At 34.9% G+C, this 24,265-nt stretch carries 18 protein-coding genes and 1 tRNA gene; 12 read left to right on the forward strand and 7 right to left on the reverse strand.

Annotated elements, in window-relative coordinates; genetic code table 11:
* The first annotated feature begins 139 nt into the window (after positions 1 to 139).
* Entirely contained in the window at positions 140 to 808 is a 669-nt protein-coding gene (locus AC000W_RS09190; protein WP_474747767.1) for a hypothetical protein, read from the forward strand.
* A 1,517-nt stretch (positions 809 to 2,325) separates the two neighbouring features.
* Here AC000W_RS09190 and rpsT read toward each other — a convergent pair.
* From rpsT to proS, 3 genes are all read right to left on the reverse strand, one after another.
* Positions 2,326 to 2,577: a 30S ribosomal protein S20 gene (gene rpsT / locus AC000W_RS09195; protein WP_474747768.1), complete on the reverse strand. Its 252-nt coding sequence runs from the start codon at positions 2,575 to 2,577 to the stop codon at positions 2,326 to 2,328.
* Positions 2,578 to 2,623: 46 nt separating this feature from the next.
* Positions 2,624 to 2,695, reverse strand: a tRNA-Glu gene (locus AC000W_RS09200).
* 78 nt (positions 2,696 to 2,773) lie between these two features.
* Complete coding sequence (gene proS, locus AC000W_RS09205) at positions 2,774 to 4,249, reverse strand: proline--tRNA ligase (protein WP_474747770.1); 1,476 nt, start codon at positions 4,247 to 4,249, stop codon at positions 2,774 to 2,776.
* Positions 4,250 to 4,344: 95 nt separating this feature from the next.
* Here proS and AC000W_RS09210 point away from each other — a divergent pair, with 95 nt between their 5' ends.
* Together AC000W_RS09210 and AC000W_RS09215 are read left to right on the forward strand one after the other, a co-directional pair.
* Complete coding sequence (locus AC000W_RS09210) at positions 4,345 to 5,670, forward strand: hypothetical protein (RefSeq protein ID WP_474747771.1); 1,326 nt, start codon at positions 4,345 to 4,347, stop codon at positions 5,668 to 5,670.
* Positions 5,671 to 5,703: 33 nt separating this feature from the next.
* The gene (locus AC000W_RS09215; protein WP_474747773.1) at positions 5,704 to 7,209 is read left to right on the forward strand and encodes an OmpP1/FadL family transporter; all 1,506 of its coding nucleotides are present in this window, start codon (positions 5,704 to 5,706) and stop codon (positions 7,207 to 7,209) included.
* Between the two features lie 52 nt (positions 7,210 to 7,261).
* On the opposite strand, the gene AC000W_RS09220 is transcribed toward AC000W_RS09215, so the two are convergent.
* Together AC000W_RS09220 and AC000W_RS09225 are read right to left on the reverse strand one after the other, a co-directional pair.
* Positions 7,262 to 8,680 carry a T9SS type B sorting domain-containing protein gene (locus AC000W_RS09220; RefSeq protein ID WP_474747774.1) on the reverse strand — a complete coding sequence of 473 codons (1,419 nt, stop codon included), beginning with the start codon at positions 8,678 to 8,680 and terminating at the stop codon, positions 7,262 to 7,264.
* 125 nt (positions 8,681 to 8,805) lie between these two features.
* Positions 8,806 to 10,614, reverse strand: a complete 1,809-nt coding sequence (locus tag AC000W_RS09225; RefSeq protein ID WP_474747776.1) for a T9SS type B sorting domain-containing protein — start codon at positions 10,612 to 10,614, stop codon at positions 8,806 to 8,808.
* 143 nt (positions 10,615 to 10,757) lie between these two features.
* On the opposite strand from AC000W_RS09225, the gene folE reads away from it, so the two are divergent.
* From folE to AC000W_RS09270, 9 genes are all read left to right on the forward strand, one after another.
* On the forward strand, positions 10,758 to 11,438 hold the full coding sequence (gene folE, locus AC000W_RS09230) for a GTP cyclohydrolase I FolE (RefSeq protein ID WP_474747777.1): 681 nt from the start codon (positions 10,758 to 10,760) through the stop codon (positions 11,436 to 11,438).
* A 15-nt stretch (positions 11,439 to 11,453) separates the two neighbouring features.
* A complete protein-coding gene (gene cysS, locus AC000W_RS09235) occupies positions 11,454 to 12,935 on the forward strand; it encodes a cysteine--tRNA ligase (protein WP_474747778.1) in 1,482 nt (493 codons plus the stop codon).
* A 23-nt stretch (positions 12,936 to 12,958) separates the two neighbouring features.
* Positions 12,959 to 13,180, forward strand: coding sequence for a membrane protein insertion efficiency factor YidD (gene yidD, locus AC000W_RS09240; RefSeq protein WP_474747780.1), 222 nt, complete (start codon positions 12,959 to 12,961; stop codon positions 13,178 to 13,180).
* Between the two features lie 88 nt (positions 13,181 to 13,268).
* A complete protein-coding gene (gene lgt / locus AC000W_RS09245) occupies positions 13,269 to 14,231 on the forward strand; it encodes a prolipoprotein diacylglyceryl transferase (RefSeq protein ID WP_474747781.1) in 963 nt (320 codons plus the stop codon).
* 6 nt (positions 14,232 to 14,237) lie between these two features.
* Positions 14,238 to 14,726, forward strand: coding sequence for a DUF192 domain-containing protein (locus tag AC000W_RS09250; RefSeq protein ID WP_474747783.1), 489 nt, complete (start codon positions 14,238 to 14,240; stop codon positions 14,724 to 14,726).
* An 11-nt stretch (positions 14,727 to 14,737) separates the two neighbouring features.
* Positions 14,738 to 15,259, forward strand: coding sequence for a GNAT family N-acetyltransferase (locus AC000W_RS09255; RefSeq protein ID WP_474747784.1), 522 nt, complete (start codon positions 14,738 to 14,740; stop codon positions 15,257 to 15,259).
* Between the two features lie 217 nt (positions 15,260 to 15,476).
* Positions 15,477 to 16,727 carry an ATP-binding cassette domain-containing protein gene (locus AC000W_RS09260; RefSeq protein ID WP_474747786.1) on the forward strand — a complete coding sequence of 417 codons (1,251 nt, stop codon included), beginning with the start codon at positions 15,477 to 15,479 and terminating at the stop codon, positions 16,725 to 16,727.
* A 58-nt stretch (positions 16,728 to 16,785) separates the two neighbouring features.
* Positions 16,786 to 17,220, forward strand: a complete 435-nt coding sequence (locus AC000W_RS09265) for a hypothetical protein (RefSeq protein WP_474747787.1) — start codon at positions 16,786 to 16,788, stop codon at positions 17,218 to 17,220.
* A gap of 147 nt (positions 17,221 to 17,367) precedes the next feature.
* Positions 17,368 to 18,462, forward strand: a complete 1,095-nt coding sequence (locus AC000W_RS09270) for a nickel-binding protein (RefSeq protein WP_474747788.1) — start codon at positions 17,368 to 17,370, stop codon at positions 18,460 to 18,462.
* Positions 18,463 to 19,934: 1,472 nt separating this feature from the next.
* Here AC000W_RS09270 and AC000W_RS09275 read toward each other — a convergent pair.
* Together AC000W_RS09275 and secDF are read right to left on the reverse strand one after the other, a co-directional pair.
* The gene (locus tag AC000W_RS09275) at positions 19,935 to 21,056 is read right to left on the reverse strand and encodes a YncE family protein (RefSeq protein ID WP_474747790.1); all 1,122 of its coding nucleotides are present in this window, start codon (positions 21,054 to 21,056) and stop codon (positions 19,935 to 19,937) included.
* A 132-nt stretch (positions 21,057 to 21,188) separates the two neighbouring features.
* Positions 21,189 to 24,161, reverse strand: coding sequence for a protein translocase subunit SecDF (secDF, locus tag AC000W_RS09280; protein ID WP_474747791.1), 2,973 nt, complete (start codon positions 24,159 to 24,161; stop codon positions 21,189 to 21,191).
* Positions 24,162 to 24,265: the final 104 nt, after the last annotated feature.

A 24,265-nucleotide genomic window follows, 5' to 3' on the forward strand; every position in this document is an offset into this window, starting at 1 on the left:
CCAATGGATAACCATTGGGGCTTTTTTCATCGTTTTTAGTTAAAAAAATTTTTTTAACAGCCTTATAATAGGTAATTTAATTACCTGAAATCCCCCATTTCATAAAGAACAATTATTATAAACCATTAAAACCACACCTATGAAAAGAGTAAAAAAAATAGCCCTTTCCTTTTTATGCATATCTATCTTAAGTTTTAGTATGATTGGCTGCAAAGAAGTAAAAGACCCTAAAGATGAGGAGATTCCCATGGAGGAAGAAATTGCTGAAGTTGACCCTCCAAAACAAATAATCACCAACCAAGAAGCCAAAGATTTATATGATGATTACGACAGAAAAGTTATTCCATTATTAGAAGGCATTGAAGATGCTGTAAAACCAGCAGCGCGTTTTGTAGAATATGATTTGGATGCTATTAAGCAGTATATTGCTTATGTTGAACAAGAGGCTGCCTTAGCCGATAGTACCGATGTTAAAACCTTACGTTTTTATTTTGGAAAATATAAAAAATCCAAAAAAGATGGTAAAAATACCATGTTCATTGTTCCTACAACGCAGTTTGCTGGAGTTGATTATAACCAAGGTTTTTATATAGAAGTATCTGAAGATGGCAAAAAAACTGCTGCTCCAATCATTAATTCTATTAAAGAAAATGAAAAGGGCATGGGGAGCAATGGCAATACAGTTTCAAAAAAATCGTATGCATCCATGTTACCAATTACAAATACTAAACCCACATATTTTGCCTCACAAAGTTTAACTATGAATCGCGGTACTGAAGGTCCTCCTCCAGATTCGGATTATCAATAATTACAAACTTTTGAACATAGACCAAATTATATCATTCTTTAAAGAGTTTCCTTTTTTATTGTTCTATTTATCTGCCTTTGTACTTTCGGTATATAGGTATCCTAAATACTATAATAGTCCCCTAAAGTTTTTCCCTATCATATTACTATATACATTGGTAACGGAAACACTAGGGGGTTTTATTTTGAGTTTTAAGGAGTTTAGCTTCTATTTAAATGACTTCTACCACAATAATAATCATCTGATTTTCAATATTTATGGTATTATCACTTCTCTTTATCTATTCTATATCTTCTATAAATTTATTCACTCTAAGGCCTATAAGAAATATATTATTTACGGAACTATTTTGTATTTAATTGGAAGTATAATTAATGCATTATATTCTAGCTTTATATATGAATTGCAAATTTTGGCTGATTCTATCGGAGGCGGTATTTTAATAATTTGTATCGGACTTTATTTTAAGCACAGAAAAAAACAAAATCTCCCATATTTTGGTAGTCGTGATATTTTATCTTGGATAGGATTAGGTTATGCGACTTTTTTTGTTGGATATTTACCATTGACCTTTTGCAGATATAACATATATAATTTTGGAAGAGCTTCCGAGCCTACATTCTTCAAACCACTACATTTTGCATTGATAATGATTATGTATAGTTGCATAATTATTGGTTTTCTCAGAATGAGAAGATTAAAACCACCTTCATACTAAAATTATTTGCCCAATTAAATCATGTATTTCCAATATTGATTATGATTCTGGATTTAGGAACTTTTTTAGTGTATACAATGTTGGCTTGCTATGCTATAACTTTTATAGCTTCCATGGTTTATCTGCCAAAATACCATGATACACCATTAAAGTTTCTTCCTTTTATCTTTCTATATACTTTTCTTAATGAAACCTTGGGATATATAATTTTCACCTACCCTGAATTTAAATTGATAGATAAATTAGGCTTTGAACACTATAATATCATCATTTTTAACATATATGACCTTATATTCTTTCCCTACTTTTATTATATATATTGGTCTTACATTAACTACGAAAAGTATAAGAAGATTATTTTATTGGGAGGGATATTTTTCTTTTTTATAAGTATTGTAAATATGTTCATTCAGAACCCAATGCTATCAGCACAAAATTTGACATATGGATATGGAGGTCTTTTTTTAATCTATTGTATTTTTTTATATTTTTCAAAACTGCGGTATTCAACAAAAAAAGGAATAAGACAAGATTTATTGTTTTGGATAAGCTGTGGTTTACTTATCTTTTTTATGGGATACCTTCCAATTGAAATAAAACGTTATTTCAACAAAATCAACAACATTTATGAGAGCCCATATGTTAGATATATTCATCACATAGTAATTATTATCATGTATGTTCTTATAACAATTGGTTTTACAAAAATGAAGCGTAGAAAATCATTCTCAGAAACCTTATAAAAACAAAAACGCCCTTCTAACGAAGAGCGTTTTTAAATATTTTCTAGAACAAGAGCTTAAAGAGCAGCTACTTTTCTTGTCAATTTACTTTTAAGGTTAGCAGCTTTATTAGCATGTATTATATTACGTTTTGCCAATTTATCAATCATACCAACAACATCTGGTAATAAAGCCTCAGCAGCTTTTTTGTCTTCTTCACCACGTAATTTTTTAATTGCGTTACGAGTTGTCTTGTGCTGATACCTATTACGTACACGTACAGCTTCGTTTCTTCTAATCCTCTTTAATGCTGACTTATGATTTGCCATACTTTTCTTTTGTTACTTTTTTAAATGGGGCTTTTCCCATGTTTTGTAGCCCGTAGGGGAATCGAACCCCTGTTACCAGGATGAAAACCTGGCGTCCTAACCCCTAGACGAACGGGCCATTATTTACATAATTGCGGATGCAAAAATACAACTATTTTTTACTATTGCAACTTCTATATATATTTTTTTGCTCTATTTAGTATGCCTTGGCAAACAACACCCGTCTATTTGAAGATTTTCCTGTCACCATACAGCTTCCGCTCTCTTCTTTTATATTCAATGGAATACATCTAATTGTGGCTTTTGTTTCTTCTTTTATACGATTCTCTGTCTCAATGGTACCATCCCAATGTGCTGAAACAAATCCTCCTTTGCTTTCTAAAACCGATTTAAACTCGTCATAAGAATTCACCTCTGTAATATGTTCTTTGCGGTAATCTAGTGCTTTTTGATAAATATTCCTCTGGATATCCCCCATCAAAAATTCAATTTTAGATACAACTTCATCAGCATTTACTATTTCCTTTTCCAAAGTATCTCTACGGGCAACCTCAAAAGTACTATTATCCATATCCCTTTGACCTATGGCCAAACGCACAGGAACACCTTTTAATTCATATTCATTGAATTTAAATCCAGGTTTATGTGTATCCCTATTATCATATTTAACAGAAATACCTTTAGAGCGTAATTCTTTTACCAAAGGATTCACTTTTTCAGATATAGCATTCAACTGCTCTTCCCCTCTATAAATTGGCACAATTACAACCTGAATTGGAGCCAATTTTGGCGGCAGAACCAAGCCGTTATCATCACTATGTGTCATTACCAAAGCCCCCATCAATCTAGTGGAAACTCCCCAAGAAGTTGCCCATACATATTCTTGCTTTCCTTCCTTTGTTGCAAACTTAACATCAAAGGCTTTTGCAAAATTCTGACCCAAAAAATGAGATGTTCCTGCTTGTAGTGCTTTACCATCTTGCATTAAAGCCTCAATACAATAGGTCTCAACAGCCCCAGCAAAACGTTCACTTTCAGTCTTCACCCCTTTAATCACTGGTACTGCCATATGTTCTTCGGCAAACTCAGCATATATATTCATCATTTGTTCTGCTTCTTCAATAGCCTCTTTTTCTGTTGCATGGGCAGTATGCCCCTCTTGCCATAAAAACTCTGAAGTTCTAAGAAAAAGTCGGGTTCTCATTTCCCAACGTACCACATTGGCCCATTGATTAATCAACAAAGGTAAATCTCGGTAGGATTGGATCCATTTTCTATAGGTATCCCAAATAATGGTTTCCGAGGTTGGTCTAACAATAAGTTCCTCCTCCAATTTAGCATCTGGATCCACAATAATACCGCTACCATCTTCCGCATTTTTTAATCTATAATGGGTAACTACGGCACATTCTTTAGCAAAACCTGCAACATGGCTAGCTTCTTTACTTAGGTAAGATTTTGGTATGAATATTGGGAAATAAGCATTCTCATGCCCAGTCTCTTTAAACATCTTATCCAATCCCGCCTGCATCTTTTCCCAGATAGCATATCCATAGGGTTTAATAACCATACAACCCCTAACTCCCGAATTTTCAGCTAAATCTGCTTTTACGACCAATTCGTTATACCATTTGGAATAATCCTCACTTCTACTGGTTAAATTTTTACCCATTTATGTTAGTTTGGCACAAAACTTGTGACTTAATTAATAAAAATATTCGGTAAAACTAACTATTTTTAAAGTGTTCAACAATTAATTTTAATACGATGATACAATCCCACATCCCAACAAATATTAAAACTGGAGCTCTATTTGCCTTTTTAGGCATTTTAGTGGTTTCTTGCGGTTCTTACCAACAAGCTTCCTATTATGACAATGATGGAATTTATTCTAGTGGCAATAATGAAGTAGCCGTTGAGAGTAGACACAATCCTCAGAAGCAAGTTCAAAAAAATGAAACCAATGCATATGGAGATTATTTTGAACAAAGAGCAGGTGAATATGATGAAATATTGGATAGTGAAGTCTTTACAGATATTGATGAATATTATGGCGAAGCTGAAAATGATAGTTTGGCCTTGGCACAAAAAGATGATTATTTCAGCTCAGAAAATGATTATAACGGTTATGCAGGTTGGGGAGACAATGCAACATCAGTAAGTATTAATATATATAGTGGACTTGGATATGGTTTCTATAGCTTTGGAACTCCTTGGGGATGGAACAACTGGGGCTATGGTGGATACTATGGTTATGGCTTGGGATATTACAACCCCTGGAGATGGAACAACTGGGGATGGGGAGGATATTACAGTCCGTGGAATTATGGGTATGGTAATTATTACGGATATGCCTACGGTCCTTATTATAACAACTATTATAATAATTTTTATAATAATAGATATAGACGCTATGGTTTTAACAACAGTAGAAGAGGATATTATAATAGAAATGCACTAGCAGCAAATTCTTTAAGAGGAAGATCTAATATTAACTCAACAAGAAGTAATTTAAATTCTTCAAGATATAGAACTACAGGTACACGTTCTAATATAAACAGAAGAGCAACAACTGCAAGAAGTAGTACTGCATATAGAACAGGATCAACAAATAGAAGAACTGTAAGTGTTGATGGTATTGAAAGAAATACTGCATATAGAACCAGTAGAAGCACCAGAGCTGTACCAAGATATAATAGCAGTAGTAGATCTAGCCAAACATATAGAAGCACAACACCAAGAACAAGCACGTATAGAAGCGGCACATCTACGGGTGCAAGAAATGGATATTCAACTTCAAGAAGTAGTAGTACTCCAAGAACATCCACATATAGAAGTTCTAGAAGTTCCTCGGGGAACAGTGGCACCTATAGAAGTAGTAGAAGTACACAGACATATCGTAGCAGCTCTCCAAGAAGCAGTAGCTATAGAAGTTCATCTAGTGGTAGAAGTAGTTCTAGTAGTTATAGAAGCTCTTCTCCTTCACGGAGTTCATCTAGCGGAAGCTATAGAAGTTCTGGGTCATCATCTAGTGGTAGATCATCTTCTGGCAGTAGTGGTAGATCATCCAGTGGAGGAGGAAGAAGAAATTAAGAATCCATCAATCCAAATAAAAAAATTGCAAAAATGAAACTAAAAATTACTTTCATAATGGTATTGGCATGTGCGGCTATAAGCGCACAGAACATAAACGAAGTTCTCCAATACAGTACAGAAAACTTACAGGGAACAGCTCGCTTCCAAGCAATGGGTGGAGCATTTGGGGCATTGGGCGGAGACCTATCTGCATTAAATATTAATCCAGCTGGTTCCGCAGTGTTCAATTATAGTCAATTTACTATTTCTGGCACTAACTTTAATAGAAATAATGGTGTTATATATTCCAATACAACAAACAACACTCAAATCAATTCATTGGATTTAAACCAAGCTGGAGGAGTGTTTGTTTTTAATAGTAGAGGAAATTCACCTTGGAAAAAATTGGCATTTGCCATTAACTACGATATGGTGCAGACTTTTGATGATGATTATTTTATTTCTGGAAACAACACTCAGGGTATAGATAATTACTTTTTAAACTCTGCCCAAGGAGTTCCTTTTGGTTCGTTATTATTGAGAGATGGTGAATTTATAGAAGATGCATATTTGGATATTGGATCTAGTCTTGGCTTTAATCAGCAGCAAGCATTTTTAGGCTATTTTGGTGGAATTATAGACCCTGTTGATTTTGATGATGATAACAACACGGATTACATTTCCAATGCTCAATACAGCAGTGTTAATCAAGAATTTTCTCAAATCACATCTGGCTATAACAGTAAATTCACGGTAAACTTTGGTGGGCAGTATCAAGAAAACTTGTACATAGGAGCATCAATGAATTTTCATACAATATTATATGATAAAATAACTGAGTATACAGAGACAGGTTATGATGCAGCATCAGAAATTCAATTTACACATTTTGATAATCTTTTGCATACAGAAGGTGATGGTTTCTCTTTTAGCGTAGGTGGTATTGCTAAATTAAATGATAATGTTAGAATTGGTGGTAGCTATCAATCTCCTACTTGGTATCGTTTGACCGATGATACTTCACAAAGAATTAATTCTGATTTAGCGGATAGCGATATTGGTTTTATAGATTATAACATCATCAACCTATTTGAAGCATATACTATAAAAACACCTAGTAAACTTACAGGAAGTGCGGCAATTGTTTTTGGCAAAGAAGGTCTTTTAAGTTTTGACTATGGGTACCAAGATATGTCACAGGCAGAATTACGCCCAAGCAGTGACCCAAGTTTTACTTCTGAAAATACTTTTATTTCTAATGAATTAGGTGCAGTTTCCACTTATAGGATTGGTGGAGAATATAGAATAGATGCTGTGAGTTTAAGAGCTGGGTATCGTTTTGAGCAAAGCCCTTATGTTGACGGTATTACCATTGGCGATTTAACAGGGTATTCGGGTGGTATTGGTTATAGTTTTGGTGGAAGCAGGCTAGATTTATCTGTAAACAGATCCGAGCAAGACATAAACAAACAATTGTTTGATACTGGTCTTACCTCAACTGCTTTAATAAACAATATCAATACCAATGTAACTATAGGCTACACGGTGAACTTCTAGAATAGAGAGAACATAATTAGACAAAAAAACCGCCAATTGGCGGTTTTTTTGTCTATCTCAATAATGAAAAATGTTTTCGTTGTGTCTTGGCAACTATAACACCATCGTTTTGCTCGTCCTCACCATACTCAAACCTAAACCAGTAATCTGAAGAAGGCATGGGTCTACCATTAAAAGTACCGTCCCATCCTATGGTGGTATCGTCAATTTGTTTTAACAGTTTTCCATAACGGTCAAAAATAAAGACCACAGGGTTATCAAGTGTTTCTATTCCCAAAACATTCCATGCGTCATGAAATCCATCGGCATTGGGTGTAAAAAACTTGGGGTAAGCAACAACCAAAAATTCTATGGGCTCCGTTGTTCCACAACCATTTTTATCATTGATGATTACCGTATTTAAACCTGGTGGAACATCCAAAAATATTGGGTCGTCCTGAAATTCACCACCATTAATGGCATATTCATAATCTCCATCTCCAGCGACTACAAACTCTACATCATTCTGGTCAATTTCTGTTGATAAGTTGGTTTCCAAAATCTCAACACTATCCAAAACTGGAATTCCGTAAAAGGTTATTAAAATATCATCAGGGTATGTAACCCCAAAATCATCCAGCACGCTTACATAATAACGGCCAGAATTTGGGCTGCTAACCACCAATTCCGCACCATCAGGGCCAGTTCCTGTCAATGTATCATCAATAGTTCCATCATCATCATAATCAACAGTCCAAACAACACTTGCAACATCTGGTCCCGCAGGCGTACGTAATGCACTTAATACAATATCTGGATCACCTTCGCAAGCAACAATATCCAATCCTAAAAATTCGTCCCTTAAAGTACAATCCAAAGCCGTGTCTTGATCATCTTCTACAGACTGACCTGTAAATGTCAATGAAAATGGTTCTGGGTCGCCATTAAAATTGGTATTAAAATTATTTATTAGGATAAAATATATTTCACCTTGTATTACATCTATATATTCATCATAGGTATTTTGACTGCCTACTACAAAAGGTGCACCTACTCTGCCATCTTCTGGATTTACTCCAAGTCCCGTAAAAGATGTTGTATTTACCTCATAATTACAACGTATAGGTTGAGCAGTACCATTGCTAATATCTCCACAATCCACATCTGGACCGTAAACAGCAAAATCCCATTCAGCAGTATCGGACAAGGCTTCAATGTCAAAACCTACTTGACCATCGGTCCCTGCTCTAAATACATACCAAGATGTATTGTTTTCTATATTGGCAGAACTTACACTTCCTTTTTCTAAACAACCGGTTTGACGGATTACGTCTGGGTCAAAATCATCTATATCTCCACTGCCATCCGCAAATGAAAGAATGGGTGCATCTGCACAAACAGGTATGGCACTTCTACAATCTGGTGAATTTTGGGCATTTACTCCAAAGACAAAAAGGAATAAACAACACATACAACTAAGGAGTGTCCGCATAGATTTAGGGCTAACATTATACTACAATCATTAGTATAACTCACTAAGCCCTTATTTAGTATGTTTTTATCCCATAAATTGGACAGTTAATCGATGAAATGAATCTTAGAAGTAAAAAAAAGAGTCTATCTCCTCAAAGAAAAGTGATTTTCAACATATTTAGCCTCTACACGTTGACCATCTGAGTCTATATAGGTAAGCTTAAACCAATAATCGGTAGAAGGCAATTGTTTGCCATTATAAGTACCGTCCCATTCCATATTGTTTTCATCTATTTGTCCCAATAGCTTGCCAAACTTATCAAACACAAATACTATTGGATCCTGGAGTTCTGTCATTCCTATAATTTCCCATCGGTCATTAACACCGTCACCATTTGGTGAAAAATACTTTGGAAAACCAACAACCATAATGTTTTCGGAAACGGAACCACAACCATTTAAATCATTTATGCTTACTTGATGTTCCCCGGGAAAAACGTCTTCAAAAACATTTGAAGCTTGATAAGCTCCATCATCCAAGCGATATTCAAAATCTCCTTCAACATCAGTAAGTATAGTCACAGTGTTGTATTTCTGCAAATCATCTATCAATACATCTGTAATTGCAGGTGCCTTGGAAATATATACTGCTATAGAAAATGTTTCCGCACATGCTCTACCTGATTGTTCATTTGTGATGGTCAAATCATATGTTCCAGCCACTGAAACATCAATAGTAGGAGTAACTGCCCCAGTACTCCAAAAATAAGTATACCCAGCAGTTGGGGTATCATCCCCAATTGGAATAGATACAACATCATCACATAAGAAAACTTCTAATGGGAAATCCGATACTGGAGTTTCAACACTTGTCAATTCAAACTGACGAGAAGCATCATAACATATGGGGTTGGTCATAGATGTAGTCCTAACATAAATAGTCTCAGTACCAGCTTGTGTGGTATATTGTTCTGGTAATTTATTAAAACCATTCATTGCATCAGAAAGAGAACTATGATAACTAACTGTGTATTCCGATGGGCTTTGAGAACCTAAAGCTTCATTGTTTTTCTGAGATAAATCGTAAAAACTATTCATTTCCAAACAGTAGGAATCATCTGTAACCATAAAAGTGATGGGCGCATTTGAAAACTCTACCTGTACATCACTATAAATATTTCCTGTTGGCGTTACGACCTCCACTCTATATAATGCAGAAATAGTTACACTTAACGTTGGATTAGTTTGCCCAACCATTTGTTGAAAACCCGAACCCGTGTCCATAAACCAATTATAAACTGTGGCATTAGATGTGGTGGCATCCAAAACTACAGGGTCGCTATCACAAGCGGCAATAGGTGAACCCAAAAGGTTACTAATTATAGAGCAGTCTAAGGCATCGTATGGGTTGGTTTCAAAAATAGAACCTGAAAACTGAATTGAAAATCCAGAATTGTTATTACTAAAATTATTGACCAATAAATAATAATCCTCACCTGGAGCAACCTGTATCCAATCCTCATATTGTATAGAATTCGTTATGCCAGTCGGGTCATCACCAACTCCAATAAAAGAGCTATTTTCTGCATTATCAAAGAAATTACAACGAATAGGGTCGCCCAAATTGTTACAATCGTTTGTTTTGTACAATGCAAAATCCCAGTCTTCATAAGAATCAAAACCAATATTAAACCCTAACTGACCAGAAGCGTTGGTTCTAAACCTGTACCATCCAGAATTAGATTCAATTGTTCCTGCAGTAGTCGCTTGCTCCAAACATCCAGATTTGGTGGCTCCGTTAAAGTCGTCCACTCCAAAATTATATGCCCCTCCATTTACGGGCGTATTGTTACAAATTGGAATTGCACTGGAACAGTCTGGTGAGATTTGGCCAGAAACACCAAATAACCCCATAAGGAGTATTGATAAAATATGAAACACATATTTTTTCATAAGATTAGGAATCCAATTTTTTTTGAACACTAAAAATAAACCACCCATTTCCTTAACACTAATTTATGTTGTGTAACCCCTTTAAACGGATATAAAGTGCCATTTTATGTATATCTTTGCTGTTTCTATTTAAACAGTATTTAATGAAATTTGATAGTGCACTGGAAGAGCAGTTTGAAGAGCTTGGGGATGGACATGTATCATCCGCAGAGGACACTCCTTTACGAAAAGATGCTTTTTTATTAAATGATGAGGAAAAGATTGATATCATTAAGAAAAATGTAAGGGAAATTATGTTGACCCTTGGTTTGGATTTGGAAGATGATAGTCTAAAAGGAACCCCAAACCGAGTGGCAAAAATGTTCGTGAAAGAGATTTTTGGAGGTTTGCATCCAGACCGTAAGCCAAAAGCATCCACATTTGACAATAAGTACAAGTATGGCGAAATGTTGGTGGAAAAAAACATCACCTTATACTCTACTTGTGAGCACCACTTGTTACCCATTGTAGGTAGAGCACATGTGGCCTATATATCTAAAGGAACAGTGGTAGGGCTTTCTAAAATGAACCGTATTGTAGATTATTTTGCTAAGAGACCACAAGTACAGGAGCGCTTAAACATTCAAATTGTAAAAGAGCTTCAAAAAGTACTGGGGACAGAGGATGTTGCCTGCGTTATAGATGCAAAACATCTTTGTGTAAATTCCAGAGGTATTAGGGATATAGAAAGTAGTACTGTTACTGCAGAATATGGTGGCAAATTTAAGGAAGAAGCCACTCGTAGAGAGTTTTTGGATTACATCAACATAGAGACCAATTTTTAACTGTTTTTCCATAGAATGCAACTGTACAAAGACCAATCCCTAAAGCTTTACAATACCTTATCTAATAACAAAGAAGCTTTTTCTCCCATAAATGACGGCCATGTAGGTATGTACGTTTGTGGCCCTACCGTTTATAGCAATGTGCATTTAGGAAACTGTAGAACTTTTATGTCTTTTGATATGATTTTTAGGTATCTAAAACATCTGGGATATAAAGTTCGGTTTGTGCGCAATATTACGGATGCAGGGCATTTGGAGAATGATGCTGATGAAGGAGAGGATAAAATTGCAAAAAAGGCACGATTGGAACAGATAGAACCTATGGAAGTTGTTCAACGCTACACCGTAGATTTTCATAACACATTACAAAAATTCAACCTTTTACCTCCAAGCATTGAGCCTACTGCAACTGGCCATATTATTGAGCAAATTGAAATCATAAAGGATATTCTTGAAAAAGGATACGCCTATGAAATTAATGGCTCTGTTTATTTTGATGTTGTAAAATTTAATGAAACCAATGAGTATGGCAAGTTAAGCGGTAGAAAATTGGAGGATATGATTGCCAATACAAGAGAGCTTACGGCACAGAACGAGAAAAAAAATCCTCAGGATTTTGCCCTATGGAAAAAAGCAGAACCGCAACATATAATGAGATGGCCTTCTCCTTGGGGAGATGGTTTTCCAGGCTGGCATTTAGAGTGTACTGCTATGAGTACCAAGTATTTGGGAGAACATTTTGATATTCATGGGGGTGGAATGGATTTAAAATTTCCTCACCATGAGTGTGAAATTGCCCAAGCAGAAGCTAGTAATGGACAATCACCTGTAAAATATTGGTTACATGCCAATATGCTTACCCTTAATGGTAAGAAAATGGCAAAATCAACAGGGAACAATTTGTTGCCCAATGAAATATTTTCTGGTGAGAATACAATTTTAAGTAAGCCTTTTGCTCCTTCAGTTGTTCGGTTTTTTATGATGCAGGCACATTATGCAAGTATTTTAGATTTAAGCAATGATGCCTTGCTAGCATCAGAAAAAGGATATCATAAATTGATGGAATCCCTTAACACATTAGAAAATCTTGAAACAGGCGACAAATCAGATTTTGATATTGCAGCATGGAAACAAAAGTGTTACGATGCCATGAATGATGATTTTAATACCCCAATTCTCATTGCTCAGCTATTTGATGCTGTAAAACATATCAACTTAATCAAAGAAGGAAAAGAAAGTATCACTAGAGAGGATAAAACCTTATTAGAAGAATATTTGAATGCCTTTGTTTTTGATGTCTTGGGGTTGGTTAATAGTAGTGCTTCGGATAATAATTCTGAGAAGTTATCTGGTGTTGTTGAACTATTGATTGAATTACGAAATGAAGCCCGAAGCAATAAGGATTTTGCAACCTCAGATAAAATTAGAGACCAATTGGACACCATGGGTATTCAATTAAAAGATGGAAAAGATGGAACTACCTTTAGTCTTTCCTGAAATTTTTTTACCTTTTTAGGGAAATGAAAAAAATACTCATAGCTCCGTTTGTTCTTTTGGTGAAATTATACCAATATCTTATTTCCCCATTGACGCCCGCAACCTGCCGATATTCACCTACTTGTTCACATTACACACTCCACGCATTAAAAAAGCATGGTCTTTTTAAAGGCGGGTGGCTTTCAATAAAACGTATTTTTAGTTGCAACCCATGGGGAGGCAAAGGGTATGACCCTGTGCCATAATAAGATACACCCAAAAGGTGTTAATTTAACCTCAACACAAAATCCTTTTCTATCTAAATACCTATATTAGCTCTCCAAAACAACCGCTATGTACTTTTTAGGATTTAATTGGAACCCAAACGAAACCTTGTTTAATCTTGGGCCTTTACAGATAAAATATTACAATCTTTTATGGATTGCCGCCTTTGCATTGGGATGGGTCATCATGAAACGGATTTTTAACAATGAGAAAAAATCCATGGAACAATTGGATTCCCTCTTTATTTATACAGTTTTAGCGACCATGCTGGGAGCAAGATTGGGTCATGTTTTTTTCTATGATTGGCCATATTATCAAAATCATTTAATGGAAATATTATTGCCGATTAGAGAAAACTCAAACGGTTCCCTATTTGGTTTTATAAAAGGGTATGAGTTTACTGGCTTTGCTGGTTTGGCAAGTCATGGCGCGGCCATTGGTGTCATTATTGGTATGTATTTATACACTCGAAAGTTTCCAGAATTTAAATTGTTATGGGTTTTGGACCGTTTGGTAATCCCTACGGCAATTGGCGCCTTCTGTGTTCGATTGGGGAATTTCTTTAACTCCGAAATAAATGGAAAAGTAACTGAAGGAACTTTTGCACTTGCTACACGTTTTATTCGAGATTCTGATGATATGCCAGCAGCAAGAGCTATGGCAATTACCAAAGAAAAAAGCGCTAGTGCTGCTTATTCTGCCATAGAAAACAACCCAGAATTTGCTTCAATTTTAGAAGGTATTCCATATAGACATCCTGCTCAATTGTATGAAGGGGTATGTTATATTTTTGTCTTTTTAATATTATACTACCTATATTGGAAAACGGATAAGAAAAACCAATCAGGGTTCCTATTTGGGCTCTTTTTAGTTCTGCTTTGGACCATTCGCTTCTTTGTAGAATACGTAAAGAAAAGTCAAGGCGGGTTTGAAGAATCCCTTGGACTTTTATCTACCGGACAGTGGTTAAGTATTCCTTTTATATTGATTGGACTGTTCTTTATGTTCAAATCTAAAATCATAAAAAAGTAATTTTCAATGAAAATTAGATTTCTTTTTTTATTGTTTATTTTTGGGGTTCTTCTTCAAACTTCATGTAAGGAAAAATCAAAAAAAGAAGTAAAAACTGAAACTATTTCCTTCAAAAAAGAAGGAGAGCTTACCGTCTTTAAAACGCAGACTGATTCTATTTTAGCTCAAGTAAATATAGAAATTGCAGATAGCGATTATGAGACCCAAACTGGTCTTATGTATAGAGAATCCATGGAAGAAGACCAAGGCATGCTCTTTATTTTTCCAAATGAATCTATGCATTCGTTTTATATGAAAAATACCAAAATACCATTGGATATTGTTTTTATAGATTCGGACTTAAAAATTGCAAGTTTTCAGAAGAATGCGAGCCCCATGGATGAAACTGGTCTTTCCTCTCAAGTCCCTGTGCAATATGTTTTGGAACTAAATGCTGGACTTGCCGAAAAATGGTCCCTGCAAGTAGGTGATAGCATAGCCTATACCAAGAAGTAAATCGCCATTAAATGAAATTCCTTCTAGAAGGTGAAGAAACACAACGGCTTCTTTTTAGAAAGCTAGAGCCTACAGATTTTAATCTGTGGCTTCCTTTTCATAAAGAACCTTTATCCACTCAATTTTGGGAAGGGGAACAGGCTGAGCCTAAAGTTGCGTGTCAAGAATGGTTTAATAAAGTTTTTTACAGATACGAAAACAATTTGGGCGGTATGAATGCTCTTATTGATAAAAACACCAATACTCTTATTGGTCAATGCGGTCTTTTAGTACAAACAGTCGATGGCATAGAGGAATTAGAAATTGGATATTCCATCTTACCTAAATATTGGAAAAAAGGGTACGCCACAGAAGCTGCTATAAAATGTAAAACTATTGCTTTTGAAAAACAATGGGTACCTTCATTAATTTCCATAATTCATGTGGATAATATTCCTTCACAAAAAGTGGCCTTAAACAATGGGATGCATTTAGATAAAACAACAAGTTACAAAGACAATCCCGTGGGCATTTATAGGGTTTATGCCGAATAATGCATAAATTTCTCTTTCTAAAATAATGTATGTTAGATCTAAATAAAATTCAAACAATAAGCTTTATCTTATTCACTTTAAATTGCCCTTTAGCAAAGTCGAAAGGTCAGCATGTCCATATAAAAAAGGTCTCGACTCCGCTCGACCAGACAAACTGTTGTTTTGTTTAAATAGACAATAAAAGTCACGTTGAACTTATGTTAAATAGTCATATTGTATGAACTCAAAAAAGCACTGGGTCCTATTTATAAACAACCAATCCAACAAAGAGCATTTTATCCAATCGCTTTTAAAGGAAAATGTCCCAGGTTTTGAGGAATTAAGCAAATTAAAAGGGGCTTTGTTCTCAAAATTAGCATTGGTGAAATTTATAGATGAAGAAGAGCGGCACGGGTTTAAGGAAATTACCAAAGAGACTCCGCAGTTATTAAAAACCATGTCCAGTGGAGAACAGAAAAAAGCACTTCTAAAATACTTATTAGATTCCAAGCCAGACTTTTTAATTCTTGACAATCCGTTTGACAACTTGGATGTCGATTTTCAGAAAGAATTAAAACAAATTCTTAGTTCCATATCCCAAGAAATACATATTGTACAACTGGTAAGTAGAAAGATAGATGTGTTGCCCTTTATTACCCATTTTGCCAATCTGGATAACAAGAAAGTACATTTTCTTAAAGATTCATCCGCTTACTTGGATAATAAAAACGAGGGCGATATCCATTTTAAAAAGACCATTCCTCTACCCCTTAAGGTTATTCACTATTCTAATGATGTTTTGGTTGCTTTAAAAAATGTATTTGTAAGTTTTGAAGGAAAACCAGTGTTACAAAACATTAATTGGGAAATAAAACAAGGTGAGTTTTGGCAACTTATAGGAAAAAACGGAAGTGGAAAAACCACTATTCTATCCATGATTACAGGAGATAGTAGCAAAGGGTATGGGCAAGACCTCTATCTTTTTGGGCAAAAAAAAGGAAGTGGAGAAAGTGTTTGGGACATTAAAGAAAAGATAGGTTACTTTACCCCTTCCATGACCGATAAATTTACGGGGCATCATTCTTTGGAGAATATGATAATTTCTGGCATGCACGATTCTATTGGATTGTATAAAAAACCGACAGAGACCCAAACCCAGTTGGCAAAAGAGTGGTTAGAACTCATTGGCATGTGGGATTATAGAAAAACTTATTTTCATGATTTATCCATGGGACAAAAACGACTTATTATGACTGTAAGGGCCATGATAAAACATCCATTACTATTGATTTTAGATGAGCCCACTGCTGGTTTGGATGATGAGAGCGCCCTATTATTTGTACACTTGGTAAACAAAATTGCCCAAGAGAGCACAACGACCATCCTCTTTGTATCGCATAGAACAGAACCAGGGCTACAACCCCAATTTGTGTATGAATTAGAGATGAATCCAAAAGGTTCTTTAGGAAAAGTTACTAAAAACAATTAATTTGTTCCGAACAAACTGTATATAAGAACTTTAACAACTAACATAAAAACTATTAATTATGACAGCTGAACTTAAAAAAGTCCCAACTTGGTTTTGGGTAGTATCCATTATATTTTTAATATGGAACCTTATGGGCGTTACTGCATTTTTTGCAGATATCATGATGTCCGATGAAGCCATACAGGCATTGCCAGATAGTGAAAGAGAGTTATATGGTAAATATCCTCTTTGGACAAAAATTGCTTACGCACTTGCCGTAATAGGAGGATTCTTGGGTTGTGTAGGTCTTTTGCTAAAAAAGAAGTGGGCAAAACCTATTTTTATTATTTCCCTTATTGGGGTTCTTGTACAAATGGTGCACAGTCTATTTATTGCAAAGGCCATGGATGTATATGGGCCAGGTGCCGCAATAATGCCTGTCATGGTTGTTCTTTTTTCTGTCTTTCTAGTTTGGTTTGCTGGCCATTGTATTAAAAAAGGGTGGATTGGGTAATTACCAATAAATGAAGCTTTTTAACAATATAACGTGTAAGATTGAATATAATCAATGGTTATATTCCCAAGTATTGGTTATTAATTATATCCCATTGTTAGCCATAATACCTCCACAAAAATAACTGATTCAATAACTTAAAATATTATGCCAATATACATAGATAGGCATGTAATGCAAGACAAAATTACAGCTGAAGATATCGCTCGTATGCATCAAGAGGACTTAAAAATTGAACATCTCTATAACTGCAGAGGTCTTACTTATTGGTGTGATGAGGTTAGAAGGACAGCTTTTTGTTTAATTGAAGCTCCTAATGCGCAAGCTATTCATAATATGCACGCTCATTCGCATGGTTCAATGGCGCATAGTGTTATTGAGGTGGATTCTTCTGTAGTTGAGTCGTTCTTAGGAAGAATAGTAGACCCCAAAAAAGAAGTAGGTGCTAGCCTTAATATAATTGATGAGCCTGCCTATCGATTTATAGCACTTATTAAATTTCAATTTATAAAAGAAAGACTTAAAATATCATCTAAACTAAATGATGAAGCTATAGCTACCATAAAAGAATTAGTATCTATATCAAAAGGAATATTGGTAAAAAAGCATTCAAATCATTTACTGGTATCATTTAAAAGTATTTCTCATGCGGTAATGTCATTGTTAGCTATCAAGAAATATTTTAACAAGCAAAAGTTATCAAATGTTACTTTGTCTATTGGGCTTAGTTCTGGGTCTCCCATTGAACAGCATGAGAATGAAATGTTTGAAAATACGATTAAACAATGTGAGTACTTTTGCAATCTAATACCTCATAATTTTGTGGTAAGTGCCACTGTAAAAGAACTTTTTGATTCAGAAAATAACACTTTAGATGCCGCATTATTAAATGACACCAATAGTTTTTCTTTATCTAAAACACAAGAATCGTTTTTTACCTCTTGCCTTCACGTTCTAGAACAAAACTATACCGATCCGGAGTTTAAGGTATTAGATTACGCAACTAAAATAGGACTTAGTAAAGCGACACTCAACAGGCGACTTAATAATTTAATTAAAGAATCTCCAAATTCGTTTATAAGAAAATTTCGACTTATAAAGTCCTTAGAACTAATCTGTAAAACTGATTTATCTATTTCAGAAATAGCTTATAAATGCGGATTTAGTACACCTTCATTTTTCACAAAAAAATTCAAGGAATTTTATAAAATTGCGCCTTCTGCAATTCGAGTAGAAGCATAACAACTCGTGATTCAAAAATTGCATTAGTTGAGATATTACAACAAGTCTCATCTATCGGTATAGATTAATTTTGCTAAGCAACTCGGGCTCGCTTACGAGATGTTTAAACGAAAAATACAATTAAAATGCAATTATCATCAAAATTTTCAATTACATCTCGGCATGTAAGCATACTCATTATTGCTATTATGTCTTTTACTTTAGACTATAACACTTTTTCTTATAAATCGATTTTTGTAGGGCTTCTATTTTCTCATTTTTTTTACGGTGCGGTTTATTCAAAAAAGAACTTAATTCAACTTAAGAAAAAGAAAGTAGCATTAATATTGGCATCAATCATTCTTTTATCTGGCCTGTATTTTTCTTTCTACTGGATAAAATATGCACCTCATTTTTTGGTTGTCCATGCAGCCTTATCCGATGCTTATTTACTACCTTTTAAAAGTCGAAATAAAGACAATGAATATTTGAAAATAGGAAGAACTATATTCTATTCCATTTGCTTCGCCCTCTTGTTTATTCCTATGAACTCAATGGTTCTTAGCATTTTTATAGGTATTGGAATATTTAGTTTAGGGTATATTTTATATGTTACAAGCGAACTAAAAAGTCTAGTTTATTTTGAGCTACCTCTCGTCCTTATTGTAATTTATATGCTTCTAAAAAATGCCGTTTTTGATATTCATTTTTTAGGATTTTACCATATACTAACTTGGTATGTGTTTTCTTACTGGATTTTAAATGTACTGGAAAAGAACACCAAAAAAACGGCACATTTCTTTCTTAAAATTGGCTTCGTATCTCTATTGTTTGTCCTTTTATTCGTTTTTTTAGTGGATACTTCCATAACACAACCTAGCTTTAAAAAAATTATAGGGTTTTGGTCTATAATTCATATTGCAAGTAGTATTTTCTTATCAAAATTTAATCCTCGTTTTTTATTGCAATTATTTTATTCTAAAAATTGATAATAAAAAATAATACTATGGCTAACAACGACTATAAGTAATTACTCGTTCTCACTTACTTCTGAACATCCGAAAAATATATAGATGAAGGGTTATTAACCATCTTTAGTGTTTTATTTGCCTTATTGATCAATAAATTATTTGATGACTATAAAAGCAATAAGAAAAAGATAATTGCTATCGAAAGTATTCAAAAAGAGTTATTTCGGAATTCAGAAATAATTGCTAACTGGAAAGAGCAACATATAAAAATTAGAAATAGAATTACGGAAATTGTTGAAGGCAAAAGTGACAGTTTGAAAAGCAAATTATTTAAATATTAGATTATTGTTCCGATACCAATGCCCACAATATGGAAGATATTGACCAAATTCTTGTGCAATTTCAATTAAGGTTTTGGGAATTAACTGGGCAAGAAGAACTAATGACCAATTTATATAAAGAAACCATTATTGAGGTAAAGAAATAACACAGTGGTTAACGAAGATCCCTATATAGATTTAATCATTCCATCTCTTTCAACCTCCCCAATCCAAATTGGTCCCCAATTTTAGTTGCTTTTCCATCTTTCATAAAGACTTCAATCATTTTTTCACTGGAAACTGTATTGTAGTCATTGTCCTTTAGTAGATAGAGAATCTCTCTGGTTTTAACATCTATTACCTCTCCACTGGAAGGATAGGCATACTTTCCGTCCATACTAAAGGTAACCCAACCTGGCATATCGCTCAATGCAATTGTTGTCAACTGTTGGTAAGGAGCTGTTGCGCTAAAAATATGCATTCGCATATTATGCCCATCGCACACCCAAACTTCTTTTTCGTCTGGAGTAAGGCCAATACCATGAGCAGGATTTCCATGCCTTCTTACAGGGCCTTTATCCCATCCTTGAACTTCAATACTCGCCAGCTTCTCCCCAGTTTTTAAATCCCCAACTTCAAAACCCAATAACTCGTTTACATTTACAAATACAAGTGATTCATCGCTATTGATCGTAAAAGGCCTGATACCGGCACTAAATGGCCCAATCTTTTGAGTTAATGTATGTGTCTTGGTTTCTGCAACATGTACAAAAGGAGAATTAATGTCTCCCATATAAACCTTGTCCCCAGAGGAGCCATAAAGCGTATTGTGTGCCCTGTTATGTACATTGATTTTGGTTATGACCTCACCGGTCTTACAATCCACTACATTCCAAAACTCTTTTTCCAAGGAAGGTAAATACATGGTCATTCCATCTGGTGAAATCGACATGCGGTCACAACCACCTTCTATAGGAATTTCCCAAATCAATTCTTCCGTTTCTAAATCTATTCTTTGCAAGGTTTCCCATGTAGAAATATATATACTATTGAGCTGTGCACTTACAGCAATGCCTTTAACATTGGATGGCGTACCATCTTCATGAAAGCCCTTTGTCTTAATTCTTTTTACAAATTTATGGTCGTTGTCCATATCAAAGACCAAAAGCCCATGACCTCCATACCCTAAATAATCCCTAATACCAGGAGTAGCCACGTATAAATAATGTCCTGTATTTTCATTGGTAGTCGAAGTTGGTAGTATCCATGCCGTACAAAGCAATATTATAAATGCGAATAAAAAGGTTCTGGTTGGTTTTCTCATAATAGGTGCAAATAATTAAATCTGGTTTTTATTGAAACCTAAAGTTACATTATCTATTGAAAAACAGACAAGTAAGAGCATAAAAAAGCCACTTTTTTAAAGTGGCTTTAATTTATATGTGAAAGAATAAGCTTATTCTTTTCCAGATTGGATACTTTTTTTCAAAGTATCAAACATTACTGGAGTAGCAATGAACAAAGATGAGTATGTACCTACAATAACACCTATGATCATGGCGAACATAAACCCTCTTAGGGATTCACCTCCAAAAATGAAAATGGCGAGTAATACAACCAAAGTGGTCAAAGAAGTATTCAATGTTCTACTTAATGTACTGTTCAAAGCTTCATTTACATTTTCACCATTTTTCCATCCCTTGAGTCCTACAATTTCCCTAATACGGTCAAATACCACCACGGTATCGTTCAAGGAGTACCCAATTACAGTCAAAATTGCCGCAATAAAAGCTTGGTCAATCTCCATGCTAAACGGCATAATTTTGCCCAATAAAGAGAATATACCCAGTACAATTAATACATCATGGAAAACGGCCACAACTGCACCCAATGAGAATTGCCATTTACGGAAACGTAACAAAATGTACAGGAATACCACAAACAAAGAACCTATGATGGCCCAAACTGCATTCTTCTTAATATCATCGGCAATGGTTGGCCCTACTTTTGTGGACTGTAAAATTCCAATAGACTTTTCAGAGGCTCCAACAGTAAAATCAGAGAAGGATGTACCATCTGGTAAGTATTTTTGAAGTGAAGTATATAATTTATCTTGAATCTCATTATCCACTTCTATACCTTCTACATCTACCTTATACGGAGTTGTAATCTTAATCTGATTGGCATCTCCATATGTTTTCACATTGGTACCACTACCAAAAACGGTATTTAACTCAGAGGCTATTTCAGAAGGATTAACCGCATGCTCAAAACGAACTTGGTAAGAACGTCCTCCAATGAAATCTACTCCTTGTTGTAATCCTTGAGTAAATAAAGAAAACAAACCTATACCTATTAAAATAGCAGAAATAACATATGCAATCTTACGCTTGCCCAAGAAATTAATCTTCGTATTCTTAAACAGGTTCTTAGTCATAGAAGTTGAGAAATCCAACGACCTTCCTTTTTTACTAATGTACCATTCTATCAACAATCTTGTAATAAAGATGGCTGTAAAGAGTGATGTTAGTATACCTATTAATAGAGTAGTAGCGAATCCTTTAATTGGACCTGTTCCAAAAATAAATAGAATTAAAGCTGTAAGGCCCGTAGTAATGTTGGCATCTAAAATAGATGAAAGTGCATTGCTAAAACCATCTGATATGGCCAAGGCCTTTCCTTTTCCTTTTGCTAATTCTTCTTTTATACGTTCAAAAATAAGTACGTTGGCATCCACCGACATACCAATAGTTAATACAATACCAGCGATACCAGGCAATGTTAATACTGCGTTTAAGCTTGTTAACACTCCAAAAATTAAAAGAATGTTCAACAAAAGAGCTATATCCGCAAAGATTCCGGCTTTTCCATAATAGAAAATCATCCATAACAATACAAATGCCATGGCAATCATAAAGGACATAAAACCACTGTCAATAGCTTCTTGTCCTAAGGATGGTCCCACTATTTCTGATTGAATGATATCTGCTTTAGCAGGCAATTTACCTGCCCTTAATACATTCGCAATATCTTTGGTTTCGTTTACTGTGAATGTTCCTGTAATTTCTGTTCTTCCCCCAGAAATTCCACCAACAACGGAACAACCAGGAGCAGTATATACTTTATTGTCCAAAACAACTGCAATACCCGTTGCATTAACATTGGCATCACTTGTTAGTTTTTGCCATTCTTTGGCACCTCTGGTGTTCATACTCATGGTTACTGCTGGTCTACTAAACTGATCGTAATCATCTCTAGCATCGCTCACCACATCTCCACTTAATCTTGGAGCGTTATCACGATTGGATTTTAACGCATACAAATCTACCACCTCTGAATCAGTAGATGGGCGTTCCCAAGCAAACTTTACAAATTGGATTTCAGCAGGAATTAAACGCTGTATTTCCCTCATCCTAAGGTATTCTCCAACCTGCGCAGTATCCTTTATAGCAACACTGGCAATTGCAAAAGTTTTACCTGGTCCTTGTATTAATCCCAATAAAGGATTTACCTGTCCAACCAAATCCGATGCATCATCTGCAACATCGGACAATAAAGAATCTATTTCAGATTCTGGCTTAGAAATTTCTTCATCTACAACAACAGTAGAATCGGTTTCTACAACAGATTTTAAATACTCATTGGCAGCAACCAAAAAAGTACCTATACTCTGGTTATTTGGCTTATACGTTTCCCAAAACTCTAATTGAGCAGTACTGGACAATAAATCCTGTGCACGTGATATATCCCTAGCACCTGGTAATTCTACCAAAATACGACCAGAATTTCCTTCTCTTTGGATATTTGGTTGTGTAACACCAAAACCATCAATACGTTCTCTTAATACTTCAAAAGCAGATACAATGGCTTCATCAATTTTAGTTCTTATGATTGGCTTAACCTCATCATCACTCATTTGGAAGTTAACAACATCGCTCAACTCCTTATTGGCAAAAATTTCTGGGCTTGCCAATTTAGTATCGCCTTTAATGTCATCAAAAGCATCAAAAAACAATTCCAAATAGGTATCGTCGCTATTTTTAGATGCAGCATCAGCATCTGCCAAAGCTTTATTAAAAACAGGGTTTTTAGTATTGTTGGCCAAACCTTTAAGAATATCCTTAACAGATATCTGCAAGGTAACATTGATACCTCCTTTAAGGTCCAATCCTTTGTTGAGCTCCTTCTTCTTAGCCTCATTATAATCCGTAAATCCAAAAATTGGATTACTTCCTATAGAGTCCAAATATCTAGCTTCTAAAGCCTCTCTTTTGGCCACATAATCTTCTTCAGCTTCAGGAATTGAGCTGAAAGCAAAAGTTTCTGCTTCTTTTTCAACCTTATTAGTAATGAATGTATAGGAGAGTTGGTAGATACTTACAATCCCAAACAAGAAAGCAAAAAGCTTTATAAGTCCTTTATTTTGCATTGTTTAAATAAATTTATAGATGTTTTCGTAAACAGCGTGCAAATATATCATTTCCCATAGGAAATGACAATATATTTAGCAGTTTTATAAAAGGAAAGCATCTC

The sequence above is a fragment of the Saonia sp. genome (assembly GCF_056326165.1).